This is a genomic window from Spirulina sp. LEGE 11439, assembly GCF_059821285.1.
This window is the reverse complement of sequence record NZ_JCAMRX010000006.1, coordinates 39,815-60,107: the sequence shown is the minus strand read 5'-3', so window position 1 is coordinate 60,107 and position 20,293 is coordinate 39,815. Positions and strand designations below refer to the sequence as shown.

The following is a 20,293-nucleotide window of genomic DNA, read 5'->3' as shown; positions in this document are numbered from 1 at the left end:
AATTGAGAAAGAATTGTTACAAATGCCCTCCCCAGAAAAGAACTATGCCATAATCTGCGATCGATTCCCTTTTTTCAAGGGAGGAAACTTTAACCTTTCATCAATACTTCATTAACAACACAAGGAAAACCATGATTCTCACCACCCTTGAAGGCGTACCGGGAAAAGAAATTTTAGAACATTATGGGATCGTCCAAGGAAGCACCGTCCGTGCTAAAAATATCGGCAAAGACTTTTTAGCTGGCATGAAAAATATTGTCGGAGGCGAACTCAAAGGCTATACCGAATTGCTCCATGAAGCCCGCCAAGAAGCCCTCGATCGCATGATCCAACAGGCGCAACAATTGGGAGCAAATGCTATTGTTAACATTCGTTTTGCCACCTCTTCTGTTGCCCAAGGTGCCGCCGAATTATTCGCCTATGGAACAGCAGTGAGGGTTTCATAACGATGGACGACCTAATTATTATTCTAGTCCCTTTGTTTCTCATTGGTTTTGGTTATTTAATCGGAGCATATTTTGAGAAACAGCATTACGAAAGTATTCGTAAGCGAGAACGCCAAACTTTGCACTTGCCCGTTATTAATTTCGGTTGCAAGCAACCCTTACCCGATGCAAGAGAAGCTCGCTTATTTGTCGGAGAAGTCGTGATTTCTCCCGATGCCTTTAAAACCTTTGTGTTAGCATTGCGGAACTTAGTGGGAGGGCGAGTCACGGTTTACGAAACTCTCCTCGATCGAGCCCGTCGGGAAAGTTTGTTACGCTTAAAGGAACAGGCGATCGAATGGGGGGCAACCCAAGTGCTGAATGTTCGCTATGAAACTGCAACCATTGGGAATAGCAGCAAGAAAGGAGTTGCCTCATTAGAAGTCATTGTTTACGGAACGGCTATTCGTTAAGACAATGGAATACAAACCCAAGGAAATCAAAGAAGAAGTCAACGTTTCTAAAATTCATCCCCTCACGAATTTAACCCAATTATTGGGAACGGTTATCGGGGTGAGTGTTGCAATTTATATTGCCTTGGGTTTTGCAGTGGATCTTGTCATTCCCCGAGTTCCCGCAGAAACCGAAAAAGCGATCGGCGATGCGTCTATTGCCAGCGCTTATTTAGTCTTAGACGGAAAACCGATTAAAGACGATCCTCGCATTTCTCATCTCCAAGAATTGCTTGATTCTCTACAAGATCCAGAAGCGAAAATCCCTCTAACTTTGCATCTGTTAGAAAGTCCGATTGTCAATGCCGCAGCAATATCTGGCGGTCATGTTCTCGTAACGACGGCTTTCCTCGATGAAGTTAAATCGGAAAATGAATTAGCTTTTGTTTTGGCACATGAGTTAGGGCATTTAAAAAACCGAGATAGTTTACGCGGTTTGGGTCGAGCATTAGTGATTAATTTGGGTTGGTCAGTTATTTTTGGAACAGCAGGCGGCGGAGATTCAAGAGTTGTGGGAACTGTACTCAATCTTTCTGATTTAAACTATAGTAGAAGTCAAGAATCAGCCGCAGATTTATATGGTTTAAAAGCGATTATCCGTCGTTACGATCATGGCAATCATAGTTTAGATTTGTTTAAACGTTTGCAAGAAGAAGAAACAAAATTGAAAATTTCTGAATATTTTTATAGTCACCCCTTATCAGAAAATCGGGTTAATAAATTAGAAAAAATTGCAATAGAAAACGGCTGGAAAATGGAAGGAGAAAAAACTGTTTTGCCCGAAGTTTTTTCCAATGAGAAATGAAAAATGAACGCGGAAATGCAAGCGAACAATACAAGCAATTATCAACTCCTTATTACCTGCAAAGTCTTGCAGATTATCGTTTTAATAATCCTTCTTGCTGCAAAAACTCATTAGCCACATCAGCAGGTTCTTGCTGTTTTCCTGTCACTTCGTAATTTAATTCTTGCATGGTTTTATCGGTTAGGCGAGTTGTGACAGTATTGAGAATCTCTGTAATTTCAGGATGGCGATCGAGAATTTCTTGACGTACCACCGGAGCAACTTGATAGGGAGGAAAAAGATTTTTATCATCTTGCAATACGATTAAATTATAGGCACTAATTTCTCCATCAGTACTAAATCCTACCGCAACGTCGGCTTCTCTTTGGGTTAATCCTTGATAGCGCAATCCAGCGTCAACAGCTTGATATTCTTTTAGGGTAAACTTTCCGTAGACTTCTTCCAAACCGGGCAAACCATCTTCTCTTTCTTGAAATTCTGGCGGTCCGATCAGAGTAATGCGATCGGCATTCGCGATTAAATCGGAAATTGTTTTCATGCCGTATTTTTCTGCTCCTGCTTGCGTGACGACCAATGCTTGTGTATTGTTCATGGGAGAGGGTGCGAGCCAGATTAAATTGAATTGCTCCTTATACCCACGAGCCACTGTTTCATAAACTTTTTGGCGATCGCTATTTCCCGGTAGTTTTAACACGCTTAAGAGTGCCGTTCCGGTATATTCTGGGTAAAGGTCGATCTCTCCACTTATCAGACTGTCTTGAGTGACTGGCGTTCCTCCTAAATTCAGCTTGCGTTCTACCGTGAAACTATTGTCTTCAAGAATTAACGCATACATTTCAGCTAAAATGAATTGTTCGGCAAAATCTTTTGAGCCAATGCGGATCGTTGTTTCTGTTGCCTGTGGTTTTCCCGAACAAGCGATCGCGAAAAACACGGTAATAGAAGCAATGAGAGAGAAAATAAACCAACGACGAAAGCGGAGCATCATTCCTGAATTGTCTTTTATTCTTTCTATTTTATTATGCCTGCTAGAGGTCGGCAAAAACTGAGAAATCTCTGAAATTTTAGATATTATCCGCTCGAGTCAGTAAGAAAAATGCAGCAACAAACGAGTAGTAAACCCAAGACGCTTAATCTTTTACAACTTTTTAGAGGACTTGCCGCGATCGCAGTGGCTTTGTTTCATGTCGATCAGCTAACTAATGAAAAATTTCATACTGTTTTTGTCTTCGATGTTTTTAAATTTGGTTGGTCGGGGGTAGATTATTTTCTCGTACTCAGCGGATTCATTATTATTTATACTCAACATCGAAACTTATTACAACGAAGTTTCTCTAAGTTTAAATTGTTTCTCTTAAAGCGATTTATTCGGATTTATCCGATTTACTGGATTTCAACATTGGGCATTCTTTGCTTTTTACTATTGTTACCGGGATTTAAAAACAATACTCCTTTAACTTTACCTTTTATTCTACAATCTTTTCTGCTGTTTCCTCAAGGCCAAGCTCCTATTTTAAACGTCGGCTGGACTTTGATTTTGATTATTTTCTTCTATCTTATTTTTAGTTTAAACTATATTCTGCCCCGTCGTCTTTATTTCGCCACGATCGCGATTGTCTTTTTGGGATCGGCATCACAATTTATTGGTAGTTTTGCAATTTCCCCAGCAGAGTATCCTTATTTAGGGCTTGTTTTTAACTCTCTCAATTTAGAATTCTTGTTTGGTTGTATTGCTGCCTATATTGTTCTTAATTATTCTCTACATTACCGCAAAACCATATTTTTTCTAGGATTAGCCTCTTTGTTGCTATTCAGCTTTTTGCAAACTTATGGTATAATTAATGAAGTTAATGTAATCAATATTTTGGGGATTGATTTTAATATTAATCGCACAATATTTGCAGGAATTCCTTGTTTGTTGCTCGTCGTGGGCGCAGCTTCGATTGATATTAAGCAAGGGATAAATATTCCGAAAACATTTAATTATTTTGGAGATGCGTCTTATTCTATTTACCTTATTCATAGTCCTGTTATTTCTGCTATAGTTCAATTGACTTTAAAATTGAAACTCAATGAAATGATTAATAATTACTTTATTCTCGGCTCACTAATTGCGATCGCTTCGATTGGATTGTCATGTATTTTCTATAGTTTCGTTGAAAAACCCCTAACGGTTTATTTAAGAAAACAATTAATTTTGCCAAAAACATTACCCACCTAGCGATCGCAACCTTTTCTGCTTTAAGTTTTTTGACAAGTTTTCAAATAAGGCGGAGTGGTTATGACTTCAACTTCTCCGTGTCCGGCCAAATCTAATAATTGAGTTAAGGCTAATTTAGCGCGATCGTTGGCTTCATCCAGTAATCCTTGTTCGCAAGCACCCGCAACAATTTTCTTTAATGTGGTTCGTTGTGCAAGGGTTTGTAACTCAGCAGAAGTATTGGGACCCAAATTAAAAATACCGCGATCGTAGTCATAGATGCGCGATCGCGCGACATCAATCTTAGCATCTAAAATTTGCGGTGCGGGCAATTGAATATAAATGGTTTTATCGGCAACTTTGATATTTTCCGTCGTTAATTGACTGAGATCGATACCGGCTTCAACTTCCCCGTAAGCAATATAGAGCATTTTTGTCCGGAATTGTAGAACCCCGGCAACTTCGCGATCTTGATGAGTGGGAACGACTGTTTCTGTGGTATAAATCGCCGTAGTTAACTCACTTGCACCGCGAATTTTTTCAACAATTATTGTCGAAATATTAACTTTGGGTTCTTTAAGTTCAATACGAAATAAGGTTTTGATTTCTGCGACAAAATTTGTTCCTTTTTGCCACATTCCCAATAAAATTAATAAACCCAAAAGCGCGATCGCCCATTTTCCCCATTTTAATACTAACTGAAGCGGAAGAACTCCAAAAAGCATTGGACTCGAACCAGATTTACTCGTATTATCTCTCATAAAAAACAACTCATTCCAGTATGAATTTTCAGGTTTTTAATTCGTTATCCGAGAAGCGATCGGCATTCGCCATCCCGTCCCAAAAGCGCGATCGGTAATTTTTAATCCCGGAGGTGCTTGACGGCGCTTAAATTCAGCCCGAGCCACCAAACGCGCTACTTTCTCTACTGTAGCGCGATCGTATCCCGAATTGACAATCTCCTCAATTGATTGATGATTTTCAATGAATTGGCGTAAAATCTCGTCAAGAATTTCGTAATCCGGAAGAGAATCTCGGTCTTTTTGATCGGGCTTGAGTTCGGCACTAGGCGGCTTAATGATAACATTTTGAGGAATAACTTCTCGTTCTCGATTGAGCCAGCGACAAAGTGCAAAAACCCGCATTTTAGGAACATCAGCAATAACTGCTAAACCGCCATTCATATCGCCGTATAAGGTACAGTATCCTACCGCCATTTCTGATTTATTACCCGTAGAAAGGAGCAAATAATTAAATTTGTTGGCGATCGCCATTAACAAATTGCCGCGAATTCGCGATTGAATATTCTCTTCTGCAACTCCAAATTCCGTTCCCGAAAATAAAGGCTCTAATAAGCGATCGTAAGCCGTCATTGCCTCTGCGATCGCGATCGTGTGACTATTAATCCCCAAGTTTTTAACCAAGGCCTCTGCATCTTTCAAGGAATGATCGGAATTGTAAGGAGAAGGCATTAACACCCCGAAAACATTTTTTGCACCCAATGCTTCTGATGCGATCGCAGCCACTAAAGAAGAATCAATCCCACCACTCAATCCTAAAATGGCTTGAGAAAAGCCGCATTTTCTCGCATAATCCTTGGCTCCTAATACCAATGCCGACCAAATTTCTGCTTCTTCGCAATCGGATAAAGGAACGAGAGGGATGGGTAAATAATCTCGTTTTTCCCTGTCGAATTCAACGATTTTTAAATCCGTTGCAAAACTTTTAGCACGACAAATTAAAGTTCCTTTGCGATTAAATGCAATGCTATTGCCATCAAATAAAAGGTCGTCATTTCCTCCGACTTGATTGGTATAAATAATAGGGATTTTATAACGTAGAACACAATGGCGTAACATGGCTTCTCGTAAGTTTTGTTTTCCAACACTGTAAGGAGAAGCTGATAAATTGACAATAAAATCGACCTGCGATCGCGCTAAATCTTCAATCGGATTAATTTGATAACTGCGCTTACCCCAAAACTCTTCATCGTTCCACAAATCCTCACAGATTGTTACACCAATTTTTATGGATTTTCCATTTTCTTCTAAGATAAAATAATTACTTTCATCACTAGAACTAAAATAACGATGTTCGTCAAAAACATCATAGGTCGGTAATAAATGCTTGTGAAAAATGCGTTGTATTTTCCCTTCATTTAATAATGCAATTCCATTAAATAGTGGTTTTTTACCTTGTAATTCGGCTTCAAGATTAGGTTCGACAGTACCTACTAAAACTGTTAAATTTTGCGGTAATTCTCGTGCTAATTTCTGTAATTCCTGTGACATTTTTGTCACAAAATTTGGATTGAGAAGTAAATCTCGGGGAGGGTAGCCACATAAAGAAAGTTCTGGTGTTAATAACAAATTAACACCTTGCTCTGAGGCTATTGTTGCCACTGTAAGAATATTATTGGCATTACCTGCTAGGTCGCCAATAATCGGATTGAGTTGTGCGATCGCGATTTTCATTATTTGCTGTTGGTTGTTAGTCGTTGGTTACTCCCCTCTTGGGAGGGGTTGGGGGTGAGTTGTTGTTGGTTATTAGTTGTTAGTTACTCCCCTCTTGGGAGGGGTTGGGGGTGGGTTGTTATTAGTTATTAGTTGCAAGAACAGTTTTTAGATTATTTTTTGCATAACCGATATCTCGAGTTAAGCGACCTTGGAAAAGTTCCATTATTTGTTCTAGATCGTCAGAAAAGCCAAGAGTAAGTTCGAGCTTTTCTTTAAGTTTTCTGAGAATCAAATCTCGTTTATCATTACTTTCTCCTCGCGGACTTGCCAAGCAATGAGTTTTACACACTTTAAGATTTTGGAGCGATCGCAATTCTAATATTTCTTCGATTTCACGATAAAATTCATCAATCAATTGTTGCGTAATATATTTCATAAAAACAGTTCCCAATGTAAATTCAGCAAATCCATCAATAGATTTAGAAATTTCCAAAAGCGATCGCCGTTTTAAAGATTCTAGTGCGGCAACAATTTCCGAGGAAGAAGCACCAGAAAATCGCAGATCGTTTTTGACTTGAGACAGAGAAACAGCATCCCCTTCAATAGCTAACCAATAAACAATTTCTCGTTCTAATTCTGAGAGACGTGCAAATTGCTGATAAAAAATTGTGGGCATGATATCCCCTAAAACCAACGTACTTTGCTTGAGAAACTCGGCAATTTCTCCACCAAAAATATCTTGAATCGTGCTGGAAATAAGTTTTAAGGCGAGAGGATGACCGCGATAAAGTTGAATAAGTTGAATCGCACCGCGTGGAGAATTCGGAAACCCGCGATCTGTTAATATCTTTCGCGATTCTTCTAGAGAGAGTCCTCTTAATTTTAAATCGCGAATCGGAGTAGATTCCCCTGCTAATGCAGTCACTTCTCGTGGTTTTTCTCGGGTGATGAGTAATAAACAACTTTGATGGCGTTCTCGTCCGATTCTGTGAATGAGTTCCCTATAGTTTTGATGATGTTGTTTGTATTGTCCGGCTAATTTTCCACTGGATAACACTGCTTCAAAATCGTCAAATAATAATAGGCAACGGCGATCGCGTAACAATTCGATAATTTGAGCAATTTGTTCTTCGATCGCATCAGGAATTTGAGGATCTGTCTCGCTACAGAGAAATAGATGAATTTCCCTTAAAAGAGCGCTAATTGAGGGTTCGTGACGGAGCGATCGTCGCAGAATATATTGAAATTGATTGTGTAAATTGCTTCCCAATTTAACCGAAAGGGACGTTTTGCCGATCCCCCCCATTCCCGAGAGGACAATGAGACGACAGCGATCGCCAAGAATCCATTGTTCGAGTTGTCCGAGTTCCTCCTCGCGTCCGTAAAAGCCGGATACGTCAATCTCTTCATCCCAGTCTTGTTTGCTCTCGTTGGTATTGGGATCGCGGCGATCGACAATCTCTTCCCAATTCAATCCCAGAATTTGACAATAGGCTTTGAAAGTTTTGGCACTAATGGGATATTTTCCCGCAAGAAAGCGTTTCCACGTTCCCAGAGACACCCCATAAGCATAAGGTCCTCCAGTATGCCAAGTGACCGCAGGCTCTAAAATCTGGCTGGCTTCGAGAAAGCAAGTGTCATCCTCTGCATTCCAACTCCATCCCTTTTCTTTGCGTGCTTGTTGAATGCGACTCAATCCCAATTTAGAGGCTTTCAGCGTTGCCATAGCGTATTTTGTTCCATCATGCAAGATCGATTGTAGATCGAGAGGGGGAGAAGTGGGAGGAACAGTCACCAGTCACCAGTCACCAGTCACCAGTTCTCAATCATCTGTCACCGTTTATGGGTCAACAGTTGTAGAGATGAGGAGAGGCAATAAGAATGATAGCGATCGCAATTTATTCGCGATCTTAAACTGTAAGTGAAGTGACAGATAACTGTAAACAATGTGACCCATAACTACAAACAAAGTGACTCATAACCACAAACTCTCTCATTGATAATTAATAATTGAAAGTGATACTTAATACGCCGATCCAGTTTAGATCTTGGCTGATTCAGTGTAAAAACATCATTGTAGAAAGAGAGGCACACGCAGAACATTGAATTGAGGCGTGCATTTTGGAGGGATTCGATCATGCAAGCAACGACTTTACCTAACAATTCAGAATTACAACAGTTGAATTGGCAACAAAAATTAAGAATTTTGGCTTCTCTTTTTGCCGCGATCGCTGCACAAACCCCGCATGCGAAACAAGATCGACAAACCAAATATCTTCTGAGTGAAGCGATCCGTGTTATCGATTGTTGTACCACTAATATTCCTAATAGTTTATTATTAGAATTAAGTGCGATTCAACGAGAATGGTTGGCATGGAAAAACCTGTTTCCGGTAGAAGCTGCACGTAGTTTTATGGCGTTTCACGCTCGCAATCAGTCTGTTCGCTTCTTACACATGACTGAGATGATATCTGAATCCGCGTAGTGCGATCGTCTTTCAAAGTTTGCTGGTCGTGGAGAGCTTTATTAGCTCTCCTTTTCTTATTTAGGGCTTGCTGAAAAAAAGCAAAAAGGTTGAGAAATAAGACTCAGAGAAGCCAAAAGCGCCAAAAAATAAGATTGACACATTACATTACTGGTAATATCTTTGCTCTAACCACCCTCGCAATCCTGTTTCAGAATCAAAGGTACGACGAGAGCGATCGTAGGGATCGTAGACCTGAAAATGGAGATTTCCTCGGCGATCGCGTTTCTCAGTAATACGGAGTTGCATTGAACCCGTGAAAAAGTTTAATAAAGATTTTCCCAAACTTGCCAGCTTGTTTTTCAGCGAGTTGGTCGCAATAACGCGATCGCTGGGAATTAATTCGAGTCTGGCGTAAAGATCGTAATTTCTCATGGGAGACACCTCGAAACGGTTTCAATATTGGCATATTTGTATTTTCTTCAACCGATTGCGATCCGTACAGAGACAATTGCATTAAATTGTTTCGTATACAGTTTGTTTTTTTGCAACTGTTCTGGTTGAAAAGTCTTGAAATTGTATTCCTACCCATGAAAATTACCCCGATCGCCGTCTCCTCCGACCAAATTTTGTACGAACAAGTCGCCGATCGCCTGCAAGGACTGATCGTAGAAGGTACACTCGAACCAGGCGATCGCCTGCCTTCCATTCGCAAACTGCGAGAACAGCTTTCTGTGAGTACCTCCACCGTCCTCGAAGCGTATCGACTCCTCGAAGATCGCGGACTGATTGTCCCTCGTCCTCAATCGGGGTACTATGTCAAGCAAACTGCCCTCGATTTACCCCAAGAACCCGCAGAAACCTCACCACCTCAAGAGGCCAGCCCGGTTGATATTTCCCTCGCTTTTCAGGTGATGGCTAAAATCAGAGAATTCGATACCGTACAATTAGGAGCCGCCATTCCTGCGATCGAATATCTTCCTCTCACTAAGCTCAATCGCTTGATGGGGAAAATTTTGCGAGAAAATCCTCGCATCGCTCACTCCTACGGGACTTCTCTCGGCTGTCTTTCCTTACGATCGGAACTCGCCAAACGGATGCTAGACGCGGGTTGTTCCATCCATCCCGATCGCATTATCATCACGAATGGGGCAATGGAAGCCATTTATCTCGCCTTGCAAGCCGTCACCCAACCCGGAGATACCATCGCGATCGAATCTCCCACTTATTTTGGGGTACTCGAGGCGATGAAAACCTTGCAACTCAATGCTTTAGCTTTACCCACTCATCCTCGCGAAGGCATCAGTCTATCTCACCTAGAAGAAGCATTACAAAAAGAACAAGTAAAAGCCTGTTTAATTATTGCCAACTTTAATAACCCTCTCGGTAGTTGCATGAGTGATCTTAAAAAAAAGCGCCTCGTGGAATTATTGAACACATATGATATCCCCCTCATTGAAGATGATGTTTATGGGGAGATTTATTTTAATGGCACTCGTCCCAAAGCGATTAAAGCCTTCGATACAGAAGAACGTGTAATTTACTGTTCTTCTGTGAGCAAGATTCTCTCTCCTGGTTTGCGGATCGGTTGGTGTGCGGCGGGACGCTACGGCGATCGCATCCTCCAAGTGAAAGCGGTTATCAATCAGAGCACTGCAGTTCCACCTCAACTCACCATCGCAGAATTTTTCGCCAATGGCGGTTGCGATCGGCACTTGCGACAATTGCGCCACGCTTATCAAACCCAAATGAACCGACTGTTACAGGCAATTTGCGATTATTTTCCCCCGGAAACCCGCGTCACTCAACCCAATGGTGGTCATGTTCTCTGGTTGGAAATGCCGGCAGGATTCGATTCTTTGCAACTGTATCAAGAAGCTCTAGCACAAAAGATTAGTATTGCACCTGGAGTTATGTTCTCAGTTTCTGGAAAATGCTATCAAAATTGTTTTCGCTTAAATACAGCAATTTCTTGGTCTCCCGTAGTAGATCGCACCATGCAAACCCTCGGTGAATTAGCTAAACAACAACTTTAAATAGTATTGTAGAGTGAGGAGATCGGTTTCAAAATATGAATTGTTTAATTTTCCTAATCTAGAAAAATTCGATGCTTTTTCACAACTCATTTAGGATTGCTATAGAACTGGTATCAATACAATCGATGATTTGATGGGGCGTGTGTTGCAATTGCTTTCTTGATTCAAATTTGACTAAATCATATTCTAGCCAAGAGTCTGCGACGCAGGCGATCGAGAGCATGACAGATACTGCGATGTCGAATCATGTCGCGATCTCGTTCTTGTCCGAAACGATACTCAAAAATTTCGACTTCGCGATCGGGACTGGCCAAACCGATATAAACCAAACCGATAGGTTTGTGGGAAGACCCTCCTCCCGGTCCGGCAATGCCCGTAATGCTCAAACTCCAGTCTGCAGCCATTTGTTTTTTAACACCTGCAGCCATTTGCTTGGCTACAGGTTCGCTAACTGCCCCCAACTGGGAGAGTAATTCCTGACTCACTCCCAAGAGTTCCGTTTTGACGCGATTGCTATAAGAAATCACCCCTCCGACAAAATAGTCGGAACTGCCCGGAATTTCTGTCAGCATTGCCCCTAAACCTCCTCCCGTGCAAGATTCGGCAACGGCTAGAGTTTGTCCGCGATCGCGTAATAACTGCCCGACGACAGAACCCAGAGTATCCCCATCGACTCCAAAACAATCGTCTCCTGCAATTTTGCGAATCTCCGTCGCAATGGGATCGATTAAGCGATCGGCTTCGGTTTCTGATTTAGCCTTAGCCGAAATCCGTAAGCGCACTTCTCCTTTCCCCGCATAAGGGGCAACGGTAGGATTGACGCCATCAAATAAGTGAGAAACCTTGGTCGCTAATGCCGATTCGCCAATACCCCAAAATCGCAACAGGCGACTGTAAATAATTTCTCGTCCCCAGCCCTGATTTTTGAGATAAGGAATTGCCGTCTCTTCCCACATTCGGTACATTTCCGACGGAACTCCCGGAAACGTTAAAATCGTCAATCCCGAGCGGGGTTGCCAAATAATGCCGGGTGCCGTTCCTCCAGGATTGGGTAAAACCTCTGCACCGACCGGTAATAGTGCTTGTTTGCGATTGTTTGGTGTCATTTGCCTGCGCCGTTGGGCAAATTTTTCGGTAATATCCTGTAAGATTTCTGGGTGTTCCTCGAGGGGAGTTTCAAAAAAATCAGCGAGGGTTTCCACGGTCAGATCGTCGGGAGTCGGTCCAAGTCCTCCCGTGAAAATAAGAATAGACGATCGCGCGATCGCCACTTCGATCGTATTTTTAATTCGCGCTGGATTATCTCCCACTACACATTGATAGTAGTGAGGAATACCGAGTTTTGCTAATTCTTGCCCTAAATAGCGGGCATTACTGTTGAGAATATCCCCTAACAGTAATTCTGTTCCCACGCAAATGATTTCCGCACTCATACCATTTTTATTGTCAAATTTCAATTGAGGCTTTATGAATGGCAAATTGATATTACCTTGGAATTTTGGTTTTCCGCCAAACCTGCCAGCCGACATAAGCTAATAGCATGGTTGCTCCCATCGCATAAGCCTCCCCACTGGGAATACCCGAGAAAGCGAGAGCCAAACTCCCCACCCACAAGGTTAAGGCATAAATAAATAACACCGTTAATCGTTGAGGAATTCCCGCTTCAAGCAAGCGATGGTGAAGGTGGCGTTTATCGGCCAAAAAGGGAGATTTACCATGACTCAGACGGGAGATAATCACGGCAGACATATCTAAGATCGGGACGGCAAGAATTAAATAAGGTAAGAGAACGGCAGTCACGGCGGTACTTTTCACCAAACCAATGATTCCCACCCCCGCTAAAGTAAATCCCATAAAATAAGCACCGCCGTCTCCCATAAAAATTTGCGCTGGGTTAAAGTTATAGCGCAAAAATCCGAGGGCTCCTCCTGCTAAAGCGGCTGCGATCAAAGCGGCGGCGGGTTGATCCATAAATAGGGTGACAATGAGCATGACCACGGCAGCAATGCCCGATACGCCAGCAGCCAAGCCATCCAAACCATCAATCCAATTGATGGCATTGGGCATCCCCGTCAACCATAAGACGGTAATGGGTAAACTCAGCCAACCCATGTAGACTAAGCCATCGTCAAAGGGAATGGAAAGAAACTCGATCCGCACGCCCATCAGCCAAACTGAGGCAGAAACTGCGATTTGCATTAACAGCCGCAAAAAGGGGCTGAGATTAAATAAATCATCTGCCAAACCAATTAAAAAAAAGCCAATACCCCCGAGGAGAACTCCCCAAAGACTTCCCTGTTCTTGCAAGGGTAGGTTATTAAACCCACCCAAAAAATAAACGATAATTAAAGCCGAAATAGTGCCGATGAAAATAGATACCCCTCCCAAACGAACCATCGGTTGTTCGTGAACCTTGCGTTCGTTGGGGCGATCGACGTGGCCGCTTTTGAGGCCGATCGTCTTGACGACGGGCGTACTCCAGAGGACGACGATCGCGGAAATGAGAAAGGCAATGAGGTGATACAGATGGAGAGGCATCTGGACAGGTAAAAAACCTAATGGGATCCGTCAAAGTCTACACTAAATCTTTCCCTCTAGCCTAGACCGAGGGAGAAATTTTTCGGAACCGGTGACGGAAATTACACGATCGCGGGGGTGGGAATTTTGAGATGGGGATAGAGGGGGAAGCGATCGCACAAACTGGCGACCCGATGGCGACAATCTTCGGCGATGTTTTCGTCTTCAGGGTTGAGCAGGCGATCGGCGATAATATTGGCGATTTCTGTGAATTCGCCTTTACCCATACCTCGAGTGGTCATGGCGGGAGAACCCAAGCGCACGCCACTGGTGACGAAAGGAGATTCAGGATCGAAGGGAACGGTATTTTTATTGGTGGTAACGTTGACTTCTTCGAGGAGGCGACAGCCTTTTTTCCCGGTCATGCTAACAGAGCGCATATCCATGAGAAAAACGTGATTGTCGGTTCCCCCAGAAACAATTTTAAACCCGCGTTCCCTGAGGCGAGAGGCGAGGGTTTGAGAGTTTTCGATAACTTGACCGCAATAGGTTTTAAATTCGGGTTTGAGGGCTTCCCCGAAGGCAACGGCTTTGGCGGCGATAACGTGTTCGAGGGGTCCGCCTTGACTGCCGGGGAAAACGGCTTTATTGAATTGTTTGCCTAATTCTTTATCTTGGGTGAGGATCAATCCCCCTCGCGGACCTCTGAGGGTTTTGTGGGTGGTGGTGGTGACGACATGGCAATGGGGAACGGGGTTGGGATGATGTCCGGTGGCCACCAAGCCGGCAATATGCGCGATATCCGCCATTAAATAAGCGCCAACCTCGTCGGCAATTTCCCGGAACTTGGCAAAATCAATGATGCGAGAATAGGCAGAATAACCGCAGATAATCAATTTGGGGCGTTCTTTGCGGGCAATTTCGCGAATTTGGTCGAAGTTGAGGCATTCGGTTTCGCGATCGACTCCATATTGCGCGACTTGAAACCATTTCCCGGAAACGTTGACGGGAGAGCCATGAGTGAGGTGTCCGCCGTGGGATAAGTCCATACCCAGAATTTTGTCTCCCGGTTCGAGGAGGGCGAGGAAGACGGCAAAATTAGCTTGTGCGCCGGAATGAGGTTGAACGTTGGCACTGGTTGCCCCAAAAAGCTGTTTGACGCGATCGATCGCCAATTGTTCGGCGCGATCGATGAATTCGCAGCCGCCGTAGTAGCGTTTTTTGGGCAATCCTTCGGCATATTTATTGGTTAATACCGACCCTTGGGCAGCCATCACCGCAGGAGAGGTAAAGTTTTCGCTGGCGATGAGTTCGAGGCGATCGCGTTGCCGTTGCAGTTCGAGATTGATGATACTGGCAATTTCGGGATCGGTTTGGACGAGAAAATCCGTGTTAGTTTCGCTCATAAGAATTATTCTAAATTCGGTGCAAGTTTTCCATCATACCCCATCGATAAGGCGCGATCGCTGCCTTGCGTTGGCAGATTTGAGTTAAGGTATGTAGCAATTTCCACTGTTCGTCCAAAAAATTAAATTATAATAAGGTTAAAGAGTATTCGAGAACACTATCGGAGGGGAATAATGTTAGTAATTCTGACAGACGAACAAATGCTTTCCCCCCAGCAGGTCTGCTGTAACTGTCTTTTGGCGAATAGCAAAGGTTTACCGCGTTGGCGTAAGGGAAAATTGGGCTGTGGTTTGGCGCTCTCTGCACGGCGATCGCCTGAATCTCCAGCAGTAGCTCGAGGCGATCGCGAAGATACTCCCCCAGAATGGTATGAGTGTCAAATGGGATTCCGAGTGGCAGCGATTGATTGAGGTTTGCGATCGCATTTTGCAAAATAACTGATAACTGGTGTACGGACGTTGCATGCAACGTCCCTGCTGATAACTGATAACTGATAACTGATAACTGATAACTGATAACTGACCAAGTGTTCGATCGCCAGAAATTTCTCACAATCTTCCCTTGTCTCCCTCGCAATTTTTCCGAAAGTGCGATCGCTCTCCATCATTACGAAGTCTTAAACTCTACCAATACAACCGCAGCGAAATTGTTAGAAAGTGGCGCATCTTTTCCTCTTGTTGTGATTGCCGATCGCCAAACTGCCGGACGCGGACAATGGGGACGACAATGGCAAAGCGATCGCGGGGGCTTATATTTATCGATTGGGATGGTCGTCGAAAATGCGATTGGTATTCATCTAACATTTTGTAGCGGTTGGGGTCTTGCCACAGCACTGCGTCAAGAAGGAATTCCCGTACAACTCAAATGGCCGAATGACTTAATTTTAGACGGGAAAAAGCTGGGCGGAATTAAGACAGAATTATTCAGAAACCGCCAGATTAACTCGATCCCTCTTTTCTCAAAGAAGGTAGGAGGAATTGAGAAATCCTCTTATGCCGTTATTGGTGTGGGTATTAATTGGCAAAATCAGCCTCCCGATCCCGGTATTTCTTTGGCGGCATTTCTAAGCGATCGCGCCCCGATCGCCGATCTGGAAAGTTTAGCGGCGATCGCGACTCATGGTATTTTGTCGGGATATCATTACTATTTAAACGAAGGGATAGACGCGCTATTATCTTCCTATTGGGAACTTGCGATCGCAAAAGGACGTTCTGTAATGGTAAACGGCGCTCTAGGAACAATTGTAGGTATTACCCCCCGAGGCGAACTTCGCATTTGCCTCAAATCTCCAGGAGCCTCTACAGAAATTTGTTGCCCACCCGGAACGATCGCCCTAGGATACAATACAAAAGATGAAAATTTCAGCGAGCGATCGCTGCATAAAAAATCCTAAAAAACCCCAAGTAAAGTTAAAAAGAACTATTAGTTACTTAGCTGTGAGGAGCAAATGACCCAGAACCACTCTCCAGAAAAACCCTTACATCGCCTGATGAGAACTTGCCTGATTGCGAAAAGCCTAGGAATGTTAGGCAGTCTTAGCTTATTAAGCGCAGGCATGGGATGGGCAAATACAAATACTTTTGTCGATAATTTAACCCCTGCTGCTTCTCCAGTCCCGACCACCCCACGCTTAGCCAAACCGACTAAGGCGAAAGTAACCCCCCCACCGCCAAGAGCGAGCCGACCCACTCCTCGGCCGGCTCCTCCACCCCCCAGAGTCGCCAAACCCCCTCGCAATAATACCCCCGTTGCCCGACCCCCTGCGGCTAAACCCGCTCCTCGTCCGGCGGTCAGACCGGCTCCTCAACCCGTGGCCCGACCCCAACCCACTCGACCGGTCAGGACAGTTGCCCAACCCACTCCCAGTCGTCCCACAACTCGCCCTGCAACTCGTCCCTCTCAGCCCATCTCTGCACCTGTCGTTTCCGTTCCCGAGAAACAACCCGAAATTCCTTCGCATTGGATCGATCGCCCCCATACGGCTTCGGTACGAGAAACTAATAATTTTCTCGATCGCACCAATTACAATACAGTCAATACCACGGCAGCCACGCCACCAGCAACTTCAACTCCTTCCCCCAACCGCGATCGCCCCACCGTTGTCCTCAGAAATCGTTCCACGGGATGCGAAGCAGTAATGCAAAACGGTCGCTTGAGTCGTGGCAGTTGTAACGTTAAACCGAGACAGCCTCGCGCGATCGCCCGTCAAACCCCCTCACCTCGTTCAGTTTCCCGTCAGCGAGTCCCCGCCCCTCGCGTCTCTATTTCCCCCAATTCGCGGTGGCGGGGTGCATCCGTCCCCGTGGCCTCTCGTCGCATTCGAGTCGTGCCTTCCCCCGCAGAATGGGCAACACGCACGGGAATCAGTTCTCCGAGTCAATCTCGGCGGGAATATCATACCGAAACTAATGCAGCAACCAATGCGGCAACAACTCAGCCGACTGCCTATCCCAACAATGGCAACACGGGCTTACTCTTTCCTCTACCTACTCCCGCACGGCTTTCCTCTGGGTTTGGCTGGCGGCTGCATCCCATTTTCGGGAATTGGCGCATGCACTCGGGAACGGATATTGCTGCACCCTTGGGGACCCCTGTCGTTGCCAGCTATCACGGTGAAGTTGCGATCGCAGATTATGTCGGCGGTTACGGAAAAATGGTAGCCCTGCGTCACGAAGAGGGTACCCAAGAATCTCGTTATGCTCACTTATCGGAACTTTTTGTCGAGCCGGGAGACTGGGTAGAACAGGGAGAAGTTATCGGTACGGTGGGCAGTACAGGCAATTCTACGGGACCTCACTTGCACTTTGAATGGCGGCACTTAATGTCCACAGGTTGGATTCCCGTTGATTCGGGACCTCATTTGGAGTGGGCGATGGCAGAAATGCTGGAACTTCTCTATCCTGAAGAAGCGGAAGCGATCGCGGCAACTGAAGCTGAGTTAGATGAACCGTCTCTCTATCTTTCCAGTGCGGAAGAACTCGGAGAAATGGTGTTAGGGTTGGGAACCCTCTTTGAAAATGAGAGCGATCGCCCTCTAGAAGAAGAAGTTTCCCAAGCACCGGAAAATACACCCCAAGAAGAATCCGAGGAAAGCGACACGACGATTCCGACGTATATCAAACCCGGTGAGTTTTCCGAAAATCGCATTCAGTTAAGGCGATCGAATTAGAAATTGCTGTGGGAATATTCTCAGAATATTCCCACAGCAAGATTTCGATAACCATACAAATTTGACTAATTTAATCGTAGGTAGTCCGTCAGATGTAAGGATATAATATTAAAAGCTGAAATTATCAGTCTAAATCAATTAACTTTTCTTTATCTTCTTGACTTATACCAATTCTATGTAAAGCTGCACTTAATGAAAAGGTGTAAAGCAAAGGTGTAAAGCATTGTTATAGTGGCATTAGGGGAATGTGACCTCACTTAGAATTGGTATGAGAGTTTTCTATGAATCAAAAAATAGCGTTGGTCATTGGTTCGACCTCGGATATCGGACAAGGAATTTCTTTAATGCTGTCCGAGAATGGATACGATCTTGCTGCTCACTATTTGAAGAATGATTTAGCGGCCCAATCTTTAAAAGAAAAAGCGGAAAAAAATGGAGTGCGGGTCAAACTTCTACAGGGAAATCTGATGCAGGAAGAAGAAGCACAAAAAATTGTCCAACAAACCATTAACACTTTTGGACGAATAGATGTTTTGATTAATAATACAGGACCCTTTGAATCTCGGGATATTTTTGAACTCACACCTCAAGAATGGAAATCTACTCTGGAACTAAATCTTAATGTTGTTTTTAATACAATCTATTTTTCCAAAGATTATCTCATTCAATCCCAAGGACATATTATTAATTTTTCCTTTGCTGGTTCTGAATATTTAAAGCCTCGTGAAGTCTCTGTTGGATATTGTACGGCAAAAGCCGGTGTCGTTCTCTTAACTAAATCTTTTGCCACTCGATTTGCGCGTTTTGGAGTTCGAGTTAATTCAATTTGTCCGGGTGCTGTCGATGATTCGGCTCTTTTACCAGAAAGCAGAGAGAGGTTTCTACAAGCAATACCGGCTGCTCGATTATGTCGTATTGATGAGATTGTAGAAACAATTAAATGGTTAATTCTGGAAAGTCCACCCTATTTGACAGGTTCTTTGGTGCCTCTATCGGGAGGTTGGGAATATTAAATGTTAAAAATCTCGCTCTAAATGGAGTTGCTTGCTTGCTGTTGTTTTTTCATTCTGGCTAGATTTTGCCAAGTAGATTCCTAATAAAACGATCCCAAAAGCAATCCAATTCAGATAACTCAATTTTTCGGCAAAAATAATGCCTGCAAAAATTGCAGTTAAAACAGGATCGAGTAAGAGGAGCAGTGAAACAAATACTGCGGAAAATTCCTTAAAACTATGAAGTAAAATCAAATGACCTAAGCCTTGACAAAATACTCCCAAACAAATAACTATGAGCCATTCTGACCAAGATGAAGGAAAAATTTGAGACTCTGTAAAAAGTACAAAAGGGAAAAGCAAAATACTCTGAATTAGGCAAGTCCAAAACATTAAAGTGGTTGCAGAAAATTTTTGTCTGAGCTTTTCGTAAATAAGATAGCAAATACCGTACAGTATCGCAGAACTTAAAGCCACACTATCACCGATTATATATTGACTACCAAATTGAAAATCAGAGAAAGCGATCGCCCCGGATCCAATTGAAGCTAAAACAATACCCGCTACAAACTGAGGACTAAAAGATTGATTTAAAAATAGCCATCCTCCAAGAGTTACAAAAATAGGAGTTAGGTTATGAAGCAAATTAGAATTAGCAATTGTCGTTTGCGTTAAAGACCAAGCCCAAAAAAGAATACAGATTAAATCAATAATTACTACAAGGAACAAAAGTCCAAAATGATCGATTATTTTATTTTCAGATTGAGGATTTTCTTGAGAAGGCGATCGCTGAATTAAACCAATGATTTGATGCCAAAATCCTAAAAAAATTGTCGCAATCCAAAGACGATTAAACAGAGTCGTACTAATTCCAATTTTATCTTCACTTAAGCGAATCAAAATTGCGGCTGCGGAAAGAAACAAAACGCCCAACAATAAACTGAAGAAACTCAATGTAAATACGCTTTGTTCAGAATTCTGTTTGCTTTGCATGAGAAGAGAATACAAAAGAATTAAAAAATCTTTATTTAACTGGGATAAAAGTAGTTTAAATAGACTTGAAAAAAGGATTTCAAGGTGAAAAGTATTCAATCATTAGGGTGTATCTCAGTTTTTCAAAAATATCTAATCCCGAAGAGAATATTTTTTCTATTTTACTGTGGAATAGGCATCTTGCCCGTGGGTAATTTGATATAATTCTCAAACAAGCAGGATTCTTGTTCCATAATCGAGAAGTTTTCTTTTATTACCTGAATTATAAATTTACAAATTTGAGATACACCTAATCATTATCTATCTATCAGCAAAAC

At 43.2% G+C, this 20,293-nt stretch carries 20 protein-coding genes; 11 read left to right on the top strand and 9 right to left on the bottom strand.

Going from position 1 to position 20,293, the window contains the following annotated elements; all coding sequences use genetic code 11:
• Nucleotides 1-131 precede the first annotated feature (131 nt).
• The 3 genes from AC6RV6_RS05985 to AC6RV6_RS05975 are packed head-to-tail and all read left to right on the top strand — an operon-like array spanning nt 132 to nt 1,742.
• Nucleotides 132-446, top strand: coding sequence for a YbjQ family protein (locus AC6RV6_RS05985; RefSeq protein WP_500239686.1), 315 nt, complete (start codon nt 132-134; stop codon nt 444-446).
• 2 nt (nt 447-448) lie between these two features.
• The gene (locus AC6RV6_RS05980; protein WP_500239685.1) at nt 449-898 is read left to right on the top strand and encodes a YbjQ family protein; all 450 of its coding nucleotides are present in this window, start codon (nt 449-451) and stop codon (nt 896-898) included.
• Nucleotides 899-902: 4 nt separating this feature from the next.
• Nucleotides 903-1,742: a M48 family metallopeptidase gene (locus AC6RV6_RS05975; protein ID WP_500239684.1), complete on the top strand. Its 840-nt coding sequence runs from the start codon at nt 903-905 to the stop codon at nt 1,740-1,742.
• Nucleotides 1,743-1,815: 73 nt separating this feature from the next.
• On the opposite strand, the gene AC6RV6_RS05970 is transcribed toward AC6RV6_RS05975, so the two are convergent.
• Nucleotides 1,816-2,727: a glycine betaine ABC transporter substrate-binding protein gene (locus AC6RV6_RS05970; protein WP_500239832.1), complete on the bottom strand. Its 912-nt coding sequence runs from the start codon at nt 2,725-2,727 to the stop codon at nt 1,816-1,818.
• Between the two features lie 111 nt (nt 2,728-2,838).
• Here AC6RV6_RS05970 and AC6RV6_RS05965 point away from each other — a divergent pair, with 111 nt between their 5' ends.
• Nucleotides 2,839-3,963: an acyltransferase family protein gene (locus AC6RV6_RS05965; protein ID WP_500239683.1), complete on the top strand. Its 1,125-nt coding sequence runs from the start codon at nt 2,839-2,841 to the stop codon at nt 3,961-3,963.
• A 20-nt stretch (nt 3,964-3,983) separates the two neighbouring features.
• Here AC6RV6_RS05965 and AC6RV6_RS05960 read toward each other — a convergent pair whose 3' ends face one another.
• From AC6RV6_RS05960 to AC6RV6_RS05950, 3 genes are all read right to left on the bottom strand, one after another.
• Nucleotides 3,984-4,667 carry a DUF4230 domain-containing protein gene (locus AC6RV6_RS05960; RefSeq protein ID WP_500239682.1) on the bottom strand — a complete coding sequence of 228 codons (684 nt, stop codon included), beginning with the start codon at nt 4,665-4,667 and terminating at the stop codon, nt 3,984-3,986.
• Nucleotides 4,668-4,739: 72 nt separating this feature from the next.
• Nucleotides 4,740-6,416 carry an NAD+ synthase gene (locus tag AC6RV6_RS05955; protein WP_500239681.1) on the bottom strand — a complete coding sequence of 559 codons (1,677 nt, stop codon included), beginning with the start codon at nt 6,414-6,416 and terminating at the stop codon, nt 4,740-4,742.
• A 121-nt stretch (nt 6,417-6,537) separates the two neighbouring features.
• Nucleotides 6,538-8,124 (bottom strand): NB-ARC domain-containing protein, encoded by a 1,587-nt coding sequence (locus tag AC6RV6_RS05950; RefSeq protein WP_500239680.1) that lies wholly within the window; start codon nt 8,122-8,124, stop codon nt 6,538-6,540.
• Between the two features lie 52 nt (nt 8,125-8,176).
• Here AC6RV6_RS05950 and AC6RV6_RS05945 point away from each other — a divergent pair, with 52 nt between their 5' ends.
• Together AC6RV6_RS05945 and AC6RV6_RS05940 are read left to right on the top strand one after the other, a co-directional pair.
• Complete coding sequence (locus AC6RV6_RS05945; RefSeq protein ID WP_500239679.1) at nt 8,177-8,323, top strand: hypothetical protein; 147 nt, start codon at nt 8,177-8,179, stop codon at nt 8,321-8,323.
• Nucleotides 8,324-8,535: 212 nt separating this feature from the next.
• Nucleotides 8,536-8,883: a hypothetical protein gene (locus tag AC6RV6_RS05940; RefSeq protein WP_500239678.1), complete on the top strand. Its 348-nt coding sequence runs from the start codon at nt 8,536-8,538 to the stop codon at nt 8,881-8,883.
• Between the two features lie 147 nt (nt 8,884-9,030).
• Here AC6RV6_RS05940 and AC6RV6_RS05935 read toward each other — a convergent pair whose 3' ends face one another.
• Nucleotides 9,031-9,297 (bottom strand): hypothetical protein, encoded by a 267-nt coding sequence (locus tag AC6RV6_RS05935; RefSeq protein ID WP_500239677.1) that lies wholly within the window; start codon nt 9,295-9,297, stop codon nt 9,031-9,033.
• A 155-nt stretch (nt 9,298-9,452) separates the two neighbouring features.
• On the opposite strand from AC6RV6_RS05935, the gene AC6RV6_RS05930 reads away from it, so the two are divergent.
• Nucleotides 9,453-10,898 (top strand): aminotransferase-like domain-containing protein, encoded by a 1,446-nt coding sequence (locus AC6RV6_RS05930; RefSeq protein WP_500239676.1) that lies wholly within the window; start codon nt 9,453-9,455, stop codon nt 10,896-10,898.
• A gap of 179 nt (nt 10,899-11,077) precedes the next feature.
• On the opposite strand, the gene AC6RV6_RS05925 is transcribed toward AC6RV6_RS05930, so the two are convergent.
• The 3 genes from AC6RV6_RS05925 to glyA form a co-directional block, all read right to left on the bottom strand.
• Nucleotides 11,078-12,331, bottom strand: a complete 1,254-nt coding sequence (locus tag AC6RV6_RS05925) for a competence/damage-inducible protein A (RefSeq protein ID WP_500239674.1) — start codon at nt 12,329-12,331, stop codon at nt 11,078-11,080.
• A 52-nt stretch (nt 12,332-12,383) separates the two neighbouring features.
• A complete protein-coding gene (locus AC6RV6_RS05920) occupies nt 12,384-13,436 on the bottom strand; it encodes a glycosyltransferase family 4 protein (protein WP_500239672.1) in 1,053 nt (350 codons plus the stop codon).
• Nucleotides 13,437-13,537: 101 nt separating this feature from the next.
• Nucleotides 13,538-14,821, bottom strand: coding sequence for a serine hydroxymethyltransferase (glyA, locus tag AC6RV6_RS05915; RefSeq protein ID WP_500239671.1), 1,284 nt, complete (start codon nt 14,819-14,821; stop codon nt 13,538-13,540).
• A 174-nt stretch (nt 14,822-14,995) separates the two neighbouring features.
• On the opposite strand from glyA, the gene AC6RV6_RS05910 reads away from it, so the two are divergent.
• The 4 genes from AC6RV6_RS05910 (at nt 14,996) to AC6RV6_RS05895 (ending at nt 19,004) form a co-directional block, all read left to right on the top strand.
• Entirely contained in the window at nt 14,996-15,232 is a 237-nt protein-coding gene (locus AC6RV6_RS05910) for a hypothetical protein (RefSeq protein WP_500239669.1), read from the top strand.
• Nucleotides 15,233-15,348: 116 nt separating this feature from the next.
• Complete coding sequence (locus AC6RV6_RS05905) at nt 15,349-16,215, top strand: biotin--[acetyl-CoA-carboxylase] ligase (RefSeq protein ID WP_500239668.1); 867 nt, start codon at nt 15,349-15,351, stop codon at nt 16,213-16,215.
• Between the two features lie 54 nt (nt 16,216-16,269).
• Nucleotides 16,270-17,991, top strand: coding sequence for a M23 family metallopeptidase (locus AC6RV6_RS05900; RefSeq protein ID WP_500239667.1), 1,722 nt, complete (start codon nt 16,270-16,272; stop codon nt 17,989-17,991).
• A 281-nt stretch (nt 17,992-18,272) separates the two neighbouring features.
• Nucleotides 18,273-19,004 carry an SDR family NAD(P)-dependent oxidoreductase gene (locus AC6RV6_RS05895; RefSeq protein WP_500239666.1) on the top strand — a complete coding sequence of 244 codons (732 nt, stop codon included), beginning with the start codon at nt 18,273-18,275 and terminating at the stop codon, nt 19,002-19,004.
• Between the two features lie 3 nt (nt 19,005-19,007).
• Here AC6RV6_RS05895 and AC6RV6_RS05890 read toward each other — a convergent pair whose 3' ends face one another.
• Entirely contained in the window at nt 19,008-19,976 is a 969-nt protein-coding gene (locus AC6RV6_RS05890; protein WP_500239665.1) for a DMT family transporter, read from the bottom strand.
• Between the last annotated feature and the right edge of the window lie 317 nt (nt 19,977-20,293).